The organism is Geodermatophilus sp. SYSU D01105, from assembly GCF_054050095.1.
Genome location: NZ_JBJGYR010000003.1, coordinates 144,690 through 158,552, shown reverse-complemented (window position 1 = coordinate 158,552; position 13,863 = coordinate 144,690). Strand labels below are relative to the sequence as shown.

Below are 13,863 nucleotides of genomic sequence, written 5' to 3'. Positions count from 1 at the left end.
GATCTCCTGCGGATGCGGTCACGAGCGGATCGTCGAGCTATCGGTACGGCGTGTGATCTCCCTTACACTCACGCGGCGCCCAGGCGTGCGGACCCCCGCACCCCTGGACGGAGACCTCCGCCGACCGGAGCGCAGGTGGCCCCGGGGGCAGCCGACCGCTTGGAGGAAACACATGCCGGACAGCGCACTCTCCGGCGGGGACGTCGTCCTCGTGACGATCGTCCTCGCCATAGCCATCGCCGCCCTCGCCTTCGCCGCCTACCTGGTGCGCGCCGTCATGGCTGCCGACCAGGGCACGCCGACGATGCGCGACATCGCGAGGGCGGTGCAGGAGGGTGCGGCGGCGTACCTGCGCAGACAGTTCCGCACCCTGGGCGTCTTCGCCGTCATCGTCTTCCTGCTGTTGCTCGTCCTGCCCGTGCACGACGGCGGGTGGGGGACCCGCATCGGCCGCGCGCTGTTCTTCCTGGTCGGCGCCCTGTTCTCGGCGATGGTCGGGTTCATCGGGATGACCCTGGCCACCCGGGGCAACGTCCGCGTCGCCGCCGCCGCCCGCACCGGGGGCTACCGTCCGGCCTTCCGCATCGCGTACCGCACCGGCGGCGTCTGCGGGATGATCACCGTCGGTCTCGGCCTCTTCGGCGCCGCCCTGGCGCTGCTGCTGTTCGACGAGACCGCCCCCGTCGTCCTCGAGGGCTTCGGGTTCGGCGGTGCGCTGCTGGCCATGTTCATGCGTGTCGGCGGCGGCATCTTCACCAAGGCGGCCGACGTGGGCGCCGACCTCGTCGGCAAGGTCGAGGCGGGCATCCCCGAGGACGACCCGCGCAACGCGGCCACCATCGCCGACAACGTGGGGGACAACGTCGGCGACTGCGCGGGCATGGCCGCCGACCTCTTCGAGTCCTACGCGGTCACGCTCGTCGCCGCGCTCATCCTCGGCCAGGTCTTCTTCGGGGCGGTCGGGATGGTCTTCCCGCTGACCGTGGCCGCGATCGGGGTCATCGCCTCCGTCGTGGGGATCCTCGCCAGCAACCCGGGCAAGGGCGACTCCAGCGGGCTGGCGCCGATCAACCGCGGCTTCTTCACCTCCGCGGTGGTCTCGCTGGTGCTCGTGGCCGCGGCGGCCTTCACCGTGCTGCCCAGCGTCGCCGACGTGCCCGACACCGTGGTCAGCCCGCAGGTGCTCGGCTTCGTCGCGGTGCTGGTGGGCATCGTGCTGGCCGCGGCCATCCAGCTGCTCACCGGCTACTTCACCGAGACCAGCCGCAAGCCGGTGCGTGACGTCGGCCGCAGCTCGCTGACCGGGCCGGCGACCGTCGTCCTCGCCGGCATCTCCCTGGGCCTGGAGTCGGCGGTCTACGCGGCGCTGCTGATCGGCGGTGCGGTCTACGGCGCGTTCCTGGTCGGCGGCGGGGCCGCCCTCTACGCCGTGGCCCTCGCCGGCTGCGGCCTGCTGACCACCGCCGGGGTCATCGTCTCCATGGACACCTTCGGGCCGGTCAGCGACAACGCCCAGGGCATCGCCGAGATGTCCGGCGACATCGACGAGGACGGCGCCCGGGTGCTCACCGACCTCGACGCGGTCGGCAACACCACCAAGGCGATCACCAAGGGCATCGCGATCGCGACGGCGGTCCTGGCGGCCACCGCGCTGTTCGGCTCGTACAACGAGCAGGTCCGGGCGGCGCTCGAGGGGGTCGACCTCGGGCAGGCCTTCAGCCTCGTGGAGCCGGACAACGTCGTCGGCGCGGTGCTCGGCGCGGCGGTGGTGTTCCTGTTCTCCGGCCTGGCCATCAGCGCCGTCTCCCGGGCGGCCGGCCGGGTGGTGTTCGAGGTCCGCGAGCAGTTCCGCACCCGGCCCGGGATCATGGACTACTCCGAGCGACCCGACTACGGCGCGGTCGTCGACATCTGCACCAAGGACTCGCTGCGTGAGCTGGCCACCCCGGGCCTGCTCGCCGTGCTGGCGCCGGTCGCGGTGGGCTTCGGGCTCGGCTTCGGCCCCCTGGCCGCCTACCTGGTCGGCGCGATCGCCGCGGGCACGCTCATGGCCGTCTTCCTCGCCAACTCCGGCGGTGCCTGGGACAACGCCAAGAAGATGGTCGAGGACGGGGCGTTCGGCGGGAAGGGCAGCGAGGCGCACGCCGCGACGGTCATCGGCGACACCGTCGGCGACCCGTTCAAGGACACCGCCGGTCCGGCGATCAACCCGCTGATCAAGGTGATGAACCTGGTGGCGCTGATCATCGCCCCGGCCGTGGTCAGCGTGTCGGTCGGCCCGGATGCGAACACCGCGCTGCGCGTGACCATCGCGCTCGTCGCGGCCGCGGTCATCGTCGGCGCCGTCGTCGTCTCCAAGCGGCGGTCGGTGGTCGTCGGCGGTGCGGCGGGCACCCCGTCGGACACCACGCTCACCACCACCGCTCCCTGATCGCACGCCGGGATCCTCCGGCCGGCGCACGGCCGGCCGGAGGATCCCGGCGTGCTCTGTGGACGTCGGTGGCCGCTGTGGACGGGTCGCGGCCGGAGGTCGCCGGCCCTCCCTAACGTCCCGCGGCACCGGTCCCACGGGTGGACCGGACGACCGTCGGGAGGTCCCCGTGTCCACGACCATCACCGCCGAGCTCGATGCCATCGACGGGCTCGCCGACGAGCTGACCGGGCTCGCCGCCGAGCTGGGAGATGACGCGCAGCTGTGCCGGTCCACCGCTGTCTCCCTCGGGACGGCTCTCGGCGGGCAGGCCGGAGACCGCGCGGGAGCGGCGGGCGGAGGCTGGGGGACCCTGCTCGAGCTGCTCGCCGAGCACACCCGCGGCCTGGCGGAGACGCTCCGGGCGGCGGTGGACTCCTACCGGCTGACCGATGCGACGCTCTCCGACCGGCTGCTCGCGCGGCGCGCCGGAACGGCCCCCCGGTGAGCGCCGCGCCCCTGACCGCCGTCGCCGGCTGGGACCTCCCGCTCCTGCGCGGCGCCGTGTCCACCCTCGTCGCGGTGGCGGAGCGGCTGCCGGCCTGGCGGGCCCGCACCGAGGCCGTCGGCCGCGGTCTCGGCGACACCGACTGCTGGTACGGCCCGGCCGGGCAGGCAGCCGCCGCCGCGCTCGTGCGGGTCTCCGGGGTGGCGACCTCGGTGACGGTGGCGCTGGGAGAGTCCCTGACCCACGCCCAGCAGCTGCTCGCCGCGGCCGACACCGCGCAGGACCTCGCCGAGCAGGCGCTGGCCGCCGCGGCCGCGGTCCCGGTCACGCTCGACGACGCCGGCCGGCTGACCGGCCTCCTCCCGGTGGACCCCGCCACGGGGACGGACGACGGGTCCGTCGCCGCCGCGCGGCGCGCCGAGGCCCTCGGGTTCGACGCCGTGGAGGCCGGCCGACGCGCCGTCCTCGCCGCGACCGACGCGGCCGACGCCCTCGCGGCCCTCGGGATCGGCGGTGCGCTCTCCCCGGCGACCTTCGCGGACCTCACCTGGCTGGTCACCGTCGAGACGTCCGCGGTCCCGGCTCCCCCGCCCCCGGTGGGAGGCGTACCGAGCGCCGTGGCGGCCTGGTGGGCGGGCCTGTCCACCGCTGCACGGGTCAGTGCCATCCACGGGCACCCCGAGCGCATCGGAGCGCTGGAGGGGCTGCCGGCGTGGGCCCGTGACCGCGCCAACCGGCTCGTCCTCGGTGGGGTGCTGGCCCTCCCGGCGGCGCCCGGGCACGAGGTCGCCGTGTCGGTCGCCGCGGAGATCGCGGACCGCGAGGCGGCCGGCCAGGAGGTGCAGCTGCTCCAGTTCGACGCGGCCGGCGAGCTGGTGGCCCTCGGCACGGGGGACCTGGACACCGCCGACTCCGTCGTGCTGACCGTCCCCGGGATGCGGAACAGCCCCGACGACGACCTCGACGAGCTGGCCGACAGCGGGGACGCGCTCGCCGGCGCCGCCCGCGCCGCCGCCCCGGGACTGGCCGTGGCCTCCGTGGCCTGGTTCGGCTACCGGCCGCCCATGGGGCCCGGCGCACTCGGGACCACGCGGAGCCTCGAGGGCGGCCGGGCGCTCGACAGCGCCCTCGACGGCCTGGCGGCCGCCCGCGTCGGCGACCCGGCGCGCGTGGTCGTCAGCGCGCACAGCTACGGGACGACGGTGGTGGACGCCGCCGCCGACGCCCCGGGCGTGCTCGCCGCCGACGCGGTGGTCCTCAACGGGAGTCCCGGCATGGACAACGACGCCGAGGGGCTGGAGGTCGCCGAGGTCTACGAGGCGTCCTCGCCGGCCGACCCGATCACCTGGAGCGACTGGCACGGGGAGTACCCGACGTGGGACGACTCCTTCGGGGCCGTCGAGCTGCCCACCGGCCCGTTCACGTACCACTGGGAGTACTACGACGACTCCTTCCCGACCGTCGCGGCGATCGGCGAGGTCGTCGCGGGGACGCGGTGACCGGGACGACGCCCTGGTCCCCGGCGGGAACACGGGGCCGTCCCCGGCCATTGGAGCGGGTGACGGCACGCCCACGGTGGGTCGCCCGGCGGCTCCACGTCGGGGTCGTGGCCTACCGTGACGTCGCCGAGGGTGTACGCCCAGCAACCGCGTCGCCCGGCGCCGAACCGCCGGCGCCTGCACCCAGCAGCACCGACAGGAGCACCGTGGCCCCCACGAAGACCGCGAACAACGGCAGCCAGACCGCCGGCCGGACGGCCGCCGGCACGAGCACCCCTGCCCGTCGCCGCACCGCCGCTGCCGGTGGAGGACGGCCGCTGGTCATCGTGGAGTCCCCGACCAAGGCCGGGAAGATCGCCGGCTACCTCGGCAACGGGTACGTCGTCGAGGCCAGCGTCGGGCACATCCGGGACCTCCCGCGCAACGCCGCCGACGTGCCCGCCGAGCACAAGGGCGCCTCCTGGGCACGGCTGGGCGTGGACGTCGACAACGCCTTCGAGCCGCTCTACGTCGTCAGCCCCGACCGCAAGCAGCAGGTCAGCCGGCTCAAGCAGCTGGTGAAGGACGCCAGCGAGGTCTACCTCGCCACCGATGAGGACCGCGAGGGCGAGGCCATCGCGTGGCACCTGGTCGACACCCTCAAGCCGCGGGTGCCGGTGCGCCGGATGGTGTTCCACGAGATCACCCCCGAGGCGATCGCCCGGGCGGTGGCCAACCCCCGCGAGCTCGACACCGCGCTGGTCGACGCCCAGGAGACCCGCCGGATCCTCGACCGCCTCTACGGCTACGAGGTCAGCCCGGTGCTGTGGAAGAAGGTGCTGCCCAAGCTCTCGGCCGGCCGCGTCCAGTCGGTGGCCACGCGCATCGTCGTCGAGCGCGAGCGGGAGCGCATGGCCTTCCACGCCGCCGACTACTGGTCGCTGGAGGGCACCTTCGCCGTCCCGGACCGCAGGGCCGGTGCCGACGAGGGCGAGCCGACCACCCTGCGCGCCCGGCTGGTCAGCGTCGACGACAGCCGGGTCGCGACCGGCCGCGACTTCGACCCCGCGACCGGGCGGGTCACCGGTGACGTCGTGCACCTCGACGAGGCCGGCGCCCGCGGGCTGGCCGCCCGGCTCGAGGGCCGGCAGGTCACCGTCAGCCGGGTCGACGAGAAGCCCTACCGCCGGCGTCCGTACGCGCCCTTCACCACCTCGACCCTGCAGATGGAGGCCGGGCGCAAGCTGGGCTGGTCCTCGGCGCAGGTCATGCGCGTGGCCCAGCGGCTGTACGAGAACGGCCACATCACCTACATGCGGACCGACTCGACCAACCTCTCCAACGAGGCGATCAACGCCGCCCGCACCCAGGCGCGCCAGCTCTACGGCGACGCCTTCGTCCCCGCCGAGCCGCGCCGCTACGCGAAGAAGGCCAAGGGCGCCCAGGAGGCGCACGAGGGGATCCGGCCCGCCGGCGACAGCTTCCGCACCCCCGGTCAGCTCGCCGGGCAGCTCGCCCGCGACGAGTTCCGGCTCTACGAGCTGATCTGGCAGCGCACCGTCGCCTCGCAGATGGCCGACGCCGTCGGCCAGACCGTCAGCATCCGGCTGGCCGGGCGCAGCAGCACCGACGAGGCGGTCGAGTTCACCGCCAGCGGCCGGACCATCACCTTCCCCGGGTTCCTGCGGGCCTACGTGGAGTCCCGTGACGAGGGGGCCACGGGCGACGACGAGCACGGCAGCGACGACGCCGAGCGGCGGCTGCCCCGCGTGGAGCGCGGCCAGCTGCTCGACACCCGGGAGCTGGAGGCCAAGGGGCACACCACCACCCCGCCGTCCCGCTACACCGAGCCCAGTCTCGTCGCCCGGCTCGAGGAGCTCGGCATCGGCCGGCCGTCGACCTACGCGTCGATCATGCAGACGATCCAGGACCGCGGGTACGTCTGGAAGAAGGGCGCCGCGCTGGTCCCCTCGTTCGTGGCCTTCGCGGTGGTGAACCTGCTGGAGCAGCACTTCGCCCAGCTGGTCGACTACGACTTCACCGCCAGCCTGGAGGAGGAGCTCGACGAGATCGCGGCCGGCGACCTGCGCCGTGTCGACTGGCTCACCGAGTTCTACTTCGGCGGCGAGGGCCGGCACGCCGGGGCGATCGCCAAGTCCGGGGGGCTCAAGCAGGTGATCGGCCAGCGGCTGGAGGAGATCGACGCCCGCGGCGTCAACTCCATCCCGCTGCGCGCCACCGGTCCCGACGGCGAGCCGGTGGTGGTCCGCGTCGGCCGCTACGGCCCCTACCTGCAGGTCGGCGGCGAGGAGGGCCCGCGGGTCAGCCTGCCCGAGGACCTCCCACCCGACGAGCTGACCCAGGACAAGGTCGAGGAGCTGCTCGCCGCCCCCTCCAGCGACCGGACGCTCGGGACCGACCCGGAGTCCGGCCTGCCCGTCGTGGTGAAGGCCGGCCGGTACGGGCCCTACGTCACGACGGTCGTCCCGGAGGGCAGCAAGGAGGCCCCGCGGACGGCGAGCCTGTTCTCCTCGATGTCGCCGGAGACGGTGACCCTCGACGACGCCCTCAAGCTGCTGACCCTGCCGCGCACGGTCGGGGCGGCGCCGGACGGCGAGGAGATCCAGGCGCTCAACGGCCGCTACGGGCCCTACCTGAAGAAGGGCACCGACTCCCGGTCGCTCTCCAGCGAGGACGAGCTGTTCACCGTCACCCTCGACCAGGCGCTGGCGATCTTCGCCCAGCCCAAGCAGCGGGGACGCCGGGCCGCCGCGGCGCCGCTGAAGGAACTGGGTCCCGACCCGGTGAGCCAGGGGCCGATCACCGTCCGCGAGGGCCGGTTCGGGCCCTACGTGACCGACGGCGAGACCAACGCCAGCCTGCGCAAGGGCGACGACGTCGAGAGCATCACCCTCGAGCGCGCCGCCGAGCTGCTCGCCGACCGCCGGGCCCGACCGAGCACGAAGAAGGCCACGAAGAAGAAGGCGGCGGCGAAGAAGACGACGGCCACCAAGGCCACCGCGGCCAAGAAGGCGACGGCGACGAGGGCGGCGGCGAAGAAGGGCGCCACGAAGAAGGCAGCGGCGGGCAACGACGCCGTCCCGGCCGGCTGACGCCCGTGCCGACGGGCGACCTGGACCCCTCGACCTGGCAGGCCCGGAGGAGCTCCTTCGGCTCCGTCGCGGCCGGCTACGCGACGCTGCGCCCGACCTATCCGGCCGAGGTCGTCGCCTTCCTCCTCGGCGAGCGGCCGCGCCGCGTGGTGGACCTGGGCGCGGGCACCGGTCTGCTCACCGGCGTCCTGCTCGCCGCCGGGCACGCGGTCGTCGCCGTCGACCCGGCTGAGGGGATGCTCGCCGAGCTGCGCGCCCGCCACCCGGAGGTCGAGGCGCTCGTCGGCGGCGCGGAGGCCGTGCCGCTGCCGGACGCGGCCGTCGACGCCGTCGTCGCCGGTCAGGCAGCGCACTGGTTCCAGCCCGCGCCGGCGGCCGCGGAGATGCGGCGGGTGCTGCGCCCCGGCGGCGTCGTGGGCCTGGTCTGGAACACCCGGGACGAGGAGGTCCCGTGGGTGGGCGCGCTCGGGCAGGTGCTGGCCGCGGAGTCCCGCGACCACGAGGCCGACCAGCGGGTCGTCGAGGAGTTCGCCCGCGAGCTCGGCGCCCGCGTGGAGCACCTCCGCTCCGGCATCGTCCAGCGGATCACGCCGCAGCAGGTGGTCGACGGGATCGCCACCCGCAGCTACGTCGCGACGATGGACGACGGCCGGCGCGCCGAGTTCCTGACGGAGGTCCGCGCGGTGCTCGACACCCACCCCGACACCCGCGGACGCGACCTGGTCGAGCTGCCCTACCTCACCGACGCCTACCGCCTCACTCCCGGCTGAGCGAGGGGAGCGCGCCGTCGGCGATCGCCCGCAGCGCGGCCACGTGCGCGCCGAAGGCCTCCCGGCCGCGCCGGCTCAGGCGCAGCCAGGTCCGGGGGCGCTTGCCGACGTACCCCTTGCGCACCTCGACGTAGCCGGCTTTCTCCAGCGCGCTCACCGTCTTCGACAGCAGTGAGTCGCTCACCTGGACGCCGTCCCGGACGAAGCCGAACTCCGCCTCCTCGGCCGAGGCGAGCGTCGCCATCACCGAGAAGCGCACCGGGGCGTGGATGACCTCGTCCAGCCCGTGCCGCGGGTGCTCCGCACCGGGGGAGCCCGGCGCGGTCACCGCGGCAGCTCGCGCCAGGCGCCGACCATGCAGGGGACCGCGACGAGGACCGCCAGCGGCGCCCAGAACGCCCAGCCGCGGTCGGCTCCCGGCGTCAGGCCCACGGCGAGCCCGACGGCGAGCACCGCCGCCCAGGCCCCCATCGCCAGGCCGAACCGGCGCGAGAAGCCGCGCCGGGTGGCCTGCAGTCCGACGAGGAGCGCCAGGGCCGCGCCGAGGACCGCCGGCGCGAAGACCAGGGCGGTGGCGAGCACCGCGCGGTCGCCGTCGGCCACCGCCTGGGCCAGGGAGAACCCGGCGCTGGCGCAGCCGAGCGTGGTGAGGAAGGCGGAGGGGGCGGGGCTGGCGGCCCGCGCCACGCGGGCGTCGGTGGCCTCGGCCTCGGCGAGGAGGGCGGCGGCGGACTGGGGCGTGGGGACGGACATCGGCTTCCCTCTCGGCCGGACGGCTGGACGACGACCGTGGCAACTACTTTCCTGGCGGTCAAGTACTTGTCGCCGCCAGGGTGCCTGCCGGGTTCGAGCGGACTGCTCGGGGTCACGCGGCCACGGTCGGTCACGACCGCGCCAGTTCCGGATCGGCTCTGGCCGCCGAGTCCCGTCCGGGAGCTTGCGGGCGCCCGGGCACGTGCACCTAGCCTGCGCTGGACGCCGACGGAGGGTCCGACATGCCGACTCGCGCAGGCCACGTGCTGACCGCACTCGTGACCGCCGCCCTGGCCGGGGTGGCCACCCCGGCCGCTGCCGACACCGCCGGGTCCTCGGCGCCCGTGGACGCCGACGCCCGGGCCGTGACCGTGCCGGGGATCGGCCCGGCCGAGGACTTCGACGCGGACTACGAGCAGGCGCTGAGCACCGTGGACGCCTACTGGGAGACCCACTGGGACGAGTTCTTCCCCGGCGCCTACACCGCACCGTCGCTGCTCCAGGGCTCCCGCGCGCCGGGGCTCTACGACGACCCCGTCGACGAGGTGTACTGCGGCGAGGTCCGGCTGTCGGGCGAGAACGCCTGGTACTGCGGGGCCGGGGACTTCCTCGCCTTCGAGATCGACCTGATGATGCGCTCGCAGGACCTCGGCGACGCCTTCGTCTACCTGGTCGTGGCGCACGAGTGGGCGCACGCGGTCACCACCCGCATCGACCCGGCGCTGGTGTCGGAGGCCTACGAGCTGCAGGCCGACTGCCTGGCCGGAGCGACGCTGCAGGGCGCCGCCGACGACGGCACCCTGCGACTGGAGGACGGGGACAGCCAGGAGTTCGTCGACTCCCTCGCCGCGGTCGCCAGCGACGTCCCGTGGGGGACGGTCTACGTCGACGACAACGGCCAGGAGCAGACCGAGGTCCACGGCAGCGCCCAGGAGCGCACCGACGCCTTCCAGCGCGGGGTCTCCCACGGGGTGCGGGGCTGCCTGGCCAACTCAGTGGGCTGACGCCGGCGCCCGGCCGACCGCGAACACCCGCCGGAACGGCAGCACGGTCCTGCCGTCGGCCCGGACGGGGTAGGCCTCCCGCAGTGCGGCCGCGTACTCGGCGGTCAGCTCGGCGGCGTCGTCCTCCTCGAGCAGGGCGAGCACCGGCCGGAGCACCGTGCTGCGCACCCAGTGCAGCACCGGGTCCTCACCGGTGAGCACGTGCAGGTAGGTCGTCTCCCAGGCCTCGGCGTCCAGCCCGGCACCGGTCAGGACGTCGAGGTAGCCGGTGGGGTCCAGGACGGCGTCCTCGGACGGCGCCGCACCGGCGAGCAGGCCCGCCCAGCGCGTCGACCGGCACAGCCCGGCCAGCAGGGCGTGCGTCGGTGCCCGCCAGTTGCCGGGCACCTGCAGGGCGAGCCATCCCCCCGGCGCCAGGTGCCCGGCCCACCGGCGCAGCAGCTCGTCGTGGCCGGGCACCCAGTGCAGGACCGCGTTGGTCACCAGGACGTCGACCGGTTCCCCCGGTGCCCAGTCCCGCACGTCGCCCAGCACGAACCGCACCCGGCCGGGCACCTCGTGCGCCGCGGCCGCAGCGAGCATCTCCGACGAGGAGTCCACGCCGGTGACCCGTGCGCGGGGCCAGCGCTCCGCCAGCGAGGCGGTGAGCGCACCCTCCCCGCAGCCGAGGTCGACGACCACGCGCGGGTCCGCGGCGCCGACACGGGCCAGCAGGTCGGCGAACGGCCGGGCGCGCTCACCGGAGAAGCGGAGGTAGCCCGCCGGGTCCCAGGCGCCGGTGCTCGTCACGGACCCCGACCCTAGGGCTCCGACGCGGGGTCCGGACACGCCCGGGACCGTCGTCCCGCCCCGGTACCGTGGCGGCCGCACCCCTCCCTCCCGCACGACTGGAGCCCGCGATCCCCGTGTCCGACGACGGTCCGCCCGCCCTGCCCGTCGCGGCCGACGGCGCGTCGGCGCCGGGCCTCTTCCTCGCCTTCGAGGGCGGCGAGGGCGCGGGGAAGTCCACCCAGGTGCGGCTGCTGTGCCAGTGGCTCGCCGCGCAGGGGCGCACCGTGCGGGCGACCCTCGAACCGGGCGGGACGCCGGCCGGCGCGGCCATCCGCGCCATCGTCCTCGACCGCGCCCACGCCGGGCTGTCCCCGCGTGCCGAGGCGCTGCTCTACGCCGCCGACCGGGCCCAGCACGCGTCCGCCGTCCTGCGGCCGGCGCTGGCCGCGGGGGAGGTCGTGGTCACCGACCGCTACATCGACAGCTCACTGGCCTACCAGGGCGCCGGGCGGACCATCCCGATGGACGACGTGCGCGCGCTCTCCCGGTGGGCGACCGAGGGCCTGCGTCCCGACCTGACCGTCCTGCTGGACCTCCCGCCGGAGGTCGGTCTGGCGCGGGCCCGCGGCCGGGCGGTCGCCGACCGGCTGGAGTCCGAGTCGCTGGACTTCCACCAGCGGGTGCGGACGACGTTCCGCGCGCTGGCCGACGCCGACCCCGGCCGCTACCTCGTGCTGGACGCCACCGGGGCGGTCGACGACCTCGCCGCCGCCGTCCGGTCGCGGGTCGCGGCGCTGCTGGGGGTGCGGGCGTGAGCGTCTGGGACCAGGTGATCGGCCAGCCCGCGGCCGTGGCGGAGCTGCGCGCCGCGGTGTCCGACCCGGCCGCGATGACCCACGCGTGGCTCTTCACCGGGCCACCCGGCTCGGGCCGCTCGGTGGCCGCCCGCGCCTTCGCCGCCGCACTGCAGTGCCCGGACGGCGGCGACGGCACCTGCCACGACTGCCGCACCGCGCTCTCCGGCACGCACGCCGACGTGAACGTGATCGTCCCGGACGGGCTGTCGATCGGCGTCGCGGAGGCCCGGGAGCTGGTGCGGGTGGCCGGGCGGGCACCCTCGCAGGGCCGGTGGCAGATGATCATCGTCGAGGACGCCGACCGGATGAGCGAGGCGGCGGCCAACGCGGTGCTCAAGATGATCGAGGAGCCGCCCCCGCGGACCGTGGTCATGCTGTGCGCGCCGAGCCTGCACCCCGACGACGTGCCGGTGACCATCCGGTCGCGGTGCCGCGTCGTCAGCCTGCGCACCCCGTCGGTCGACGCGATCGCCGACGTGCTGGTCCGCCGCGACGGAGTCGACCCCGCGCTGGCAGCCTGGTCCGCCGGCGCCGCGGGAGGCCACGTCGGCCGCGCCCGGCGGCTGGCCCGGGACGAGGACGCGCGCCTGGTCCGCAAGGCGGTGCTCGACATCCCGCTGTCCCTGGTCTCCCTCGCGGCCTGCCTCAACGCCGCGGACGACCTCGTCGGCGCCGCCCAGGAGGAGACCGACGCGGCGACCGAGGCGCTCAACGGCGCGGAGACCGAGGCGCTCAAGGCCAGCCTGGGCGTCGGGGCGCGCGGGCCCGGCGTCGCCGCCGCGAGCAAGGGCGCCGGCCAGATCAAGGAGCTGGAGCGGCGGCAGAAGTCGCGGGCCACGCGCATCGGCCGGGACTCCCTGGACCGCGCGCTGGTCGACCTCGCCGGGCTCTACCGGGACGCCCTGGTCCTGGACTCCGCCGGGTCCGAGTCGCTGCCGCTGAACCACCCGGACCGCCGCGCGGACGCCGAGGAGCTGGCGCGGCGGATCGGCGCCGAGGGGGCGCTGCGCCGCATCGACGCCGTCCTGGCCTGCCGGGTCGCGCTGGAGCAGAACGTGAAGCCGCAGATCGCCGTGGAGGCGCTCACCGTGGCGCTGCGACTGCCGGCGTGACACACCCGCCCCGGCGCGGGGACCGCCGAGCCGTCACGTAAGCTGTTCGCCGCACGCCCGCCGCCTTAGCTCAGTCGGTAGAGCATCTCACTCGTAATGAGAAGGTCGTCGGTTCGATTCCGACAGGCGGCTCTCCTGTGACCAGCGGCTCGGCCTCTCCGGGCGGGGCCGTGCCCGTCCCTCCGGACCCATGCGGGCGGAGCTGAGCGGTGGGGCCGTGAGCTCTCCCGCCGGGAACCAGGGCGCGGCCTGCGTCGGCCGCCCTGGCGCCCGACTCCTCGGAGCAGGTGGCGTCGATGTCTCCTGCGCTCGTCCTCCCGGCCCCTCCCGGCCCTCCCGGCCGGGCTGGACCGGCGACCCGTTCGAGGGATGTCTGCCGCGGGCGCTACACCACCGCGTTCGGCTCGCCGATGTCGTCACCCGAGGCGCGGGACAGCCGCCCCATGGACGGACCGAGGGACGTGATGGGTGAGACACAGCGGTGGCCGGCGATCCGGGTGCTGCTCACTGCGAGTGCCGGAGTGGGCGCGGCCCTCGTGCTGGCGACCCCCAGCACGGCGAACGCGACGGACCCGTCCGTGGTCGCCCTCGTCTCCTGCGTGATGCCGGTGCAGGACGGTCAGTGGACCGCCGTCTTCGGTTACGACAACACGACGTCGGTCACCCAACGAGCGCAGGTGGGCACCAGCGACAACCGCTTCGATCCCGATCGCTTCGACGGGTCGCAGGTCGACACGTTCTCGCCGGGCACCCACCAGGGTGCCTTCTCGGTGCGGGTGCCATCGTCCTACGCCAGCATCGAGTGGAGGCTCTTCGAGTCACGGGTCATCGCGCGCAGGGACGGCAGCAAGGCGTGTCCACAGACCACGGAGATGCCGGCCGACGGCAACGGCACCGGTACGGCGGTGGTCTTCGGCGCGGCAGGCGTGGCGGCCGTGCTGTACCGCTTCCGCCGCCGGGCGGCGCGCCCGGCGGACGGCTCGGCGTCGGTCGAGGCGGTCTGACTGCGACGCGCAGCGTCCCGGCCGTCAGCGCCCACCCGGCGTGGTAGCGCACAGCCCCTGCCCGCTGCGCCGGCCGCCGAGCA

At 75.1% G+C, this 13,863-nt stretch carries 12 protein-coding genes and 1 tRNA gene; 10 read left to right on the top strand and 3 right to left on the bottom strand.

What is annotated here, in order from left to right; all coding sequences use genetic code 11:
- Window positions 1-172: 172 nt before the first annotated feature.
- The 5 genes from ACI79I_RS03735 to ACI79I_RS03715 all read left to right on the top strand — a co-directional run bounded on the left by ACI79I_RS03735 (window position 173) and on the right by ACI79I_RS03715 (window position 8,279).
- Entirely contained in the window at window positions 173-2,431 is a 2,259-nt protein-coding gene (locus ACI79I_RS03735) for a sodium-translocating pyrophosphatase (protein ID WP_456990920.1), read from the top strand.
- A gap of 169 nt (window positions 2,432-2,600) precedes the next feature.
- Complete coding sequence (locus ACI79I_RS03730; protein ID WP_456990919.1) at window positions 2,601-2,918, top strand: hypothetical protein; 318 nt, start codon at window positions 2,601-2,603, stop codon at window positions 2,916-2,918.
- Window positions 2,915-4,417 carry an alpha/beta hydrolase gene (locus tag ACI79I_RS03725; protein WP_456990918.1) on the top strand — a complete coding sequence of 501 codons (1,503 nt, stop codon included), beginning with the start codon at window positions 2,915-2,917 and terminating at the stop codon, window positions 4,415-4,417. Before ACI79I_RS03730 ends, ACI79I_RS03725 begins: the two co-directional genes overlap by 4 nt.
- A 206-nt stretch (window positions 4,418-4,623) precedes the next feature.
- The gene (gene topA, locus ACI79I_RS03720) at window positions 4,624-7,509 is read left to right on the top strand and encodes a type I DNA topoisomerase (protein ID WP_456990917.1); all 2,886 of its coding nucleotides are present in this window, start codon (window positions 4,624-4,626) and stop codon (window positions 7,507-7,509) included.
- A 5-nt stretch (window positions 7,510-7,514) separates the two neighbouring features.
- Complete coding sequence (locus ACI79I_RS03715; protein WP_456990916.1) at window positions 7,515-8,279, top strand: class I SAM-dependent methyltransferase; 765 nt, start codon at window positions 7,515-7,517, stop codon at window positions 8,277-8,279.
- On the opposite strand, the gene ACI79I_RS03710 is transcribed toward ACI79I_RS03715, so the two are convergent.
- Together ACI79I_RS03710 and ACI79I_RS03705 are read right to left on the bottom strand one after the other, a co-directional pair.
- Window positions 8,266-8,607, bottom strand: coding sequence for a winged helix-turn-helix domain-containing protein (locus ACI79I_RS03710; protein WP_456990915.1), 342 nt, complete (start codon window positions 8,605-8,607; stop codon window positions 8,266-8,268). The two genes, ACI79I_RS03715 and ACI79I_RS03710, sit on opposite strands and share 14 nt — an antisense overlap.
- On the bottom strand, window positions 8,604-9,032 hold the full coding sequence (locus tag ACI79I_RS03705; protein ID WP_456990914.1) for a hypothetical protein: 429 nt from the start codon (window positions 9,030-9,032) through the stop codon (window positions 8,604-8,606). Before ACI79I_RS03705 ends, ACI79I_RS03710 begins: the two co-directional genes overlap by 4 nt.
- A 242-nt stretch (window positions 9,033-9,274) precedes the next feature.
- Between ACI79I_RS03705 and ACI79I_RS03700 the strand changes: the two genes are divergently transcribed.
- On the top strand, window positions 9,275-10,036 hold the full coding sequence (locus ACI79I_RS03700; protein WP_456990913.1) for a hypothetical protein: 762 nt from the start codon (window positions 9,275-9,277) through the stop codon (window positions 10,034-10,036).
- Here ACI79I_RS03700 and ACI79I_RS03695 read toward each other — a convergent pair.
- The gene (locus ACI79I_RS03695; protein WP_456990912.1) at window positions 10,025-10,825 is read right to left on the bottom strand and encodes a trans-aconitate 2-methyltransferase; all 801 of its coding nucleotides are present in this window, start codon (window positions 10,823-10,825) and stop codon (window positions 10,025-10,027) included. The genes ACI79I_RS03700 and ACI79I_RS03695 overlap by 12 nt on opposite strands.
- 116 nt (window positions 10,826-10,941) lie before the next feature.
- On the opposite strand from ACI79I_RS03695, the gene tmk reads away from it, so the two are divergent.
- The 4 genes from tmk (at window position 10,942) to ACI79I_RS03675 (ending at window position 13,780) form a co-directional block, all read left to right on the top strand.
- Window positions 10,942-11,622 carry a dTMP kinase gene (tmk, locus tag ACI79I_RS03690; protein ID WP_456990911.1) on the top strand — a complete coding sequence of 227 codons (681 nt, stop codon included), beginning with the start codon at window positions 10,942-10,944 and terminating at the stop codon, window positions 11,620-11,622.
- Window positions 11,619-12,776 carry a DNA polymerase III subunit delta' gene (locus ACI79I_RS03685; protein ID WP_456990910.1) on the top strand — a complete coding sequence of 386 codons (1,158 nt, stop codon included), beginning with the start codon at window positions 11,619-11,621 and terminating at the stop codon, window positions 12,774-12,776. Before tmk ends, ACI79I_RS03685 begins: the two co-directional genes overlap by 4 nt.
- Window positions 12,777-12,835: 59 nt before the next feature.
- Window positions 12,836-12,908 (top strand) — tRNA-Thr (locus ACI79I_RS03680).
- Window positions 12,909-13,240: 332 nt separating this feature from the next.
- A complete protein-coding gene (locus ACI79I_RS03675; RefSeq protein WP_456990909.1) occupies window positions 13,241-13,780 on the top strand; it encodes a hypothetical protein in 540 nt (179 codons plus the stop codon).
- Window positions 13,781-13,863: the final 83 nt, after the last annotated feature.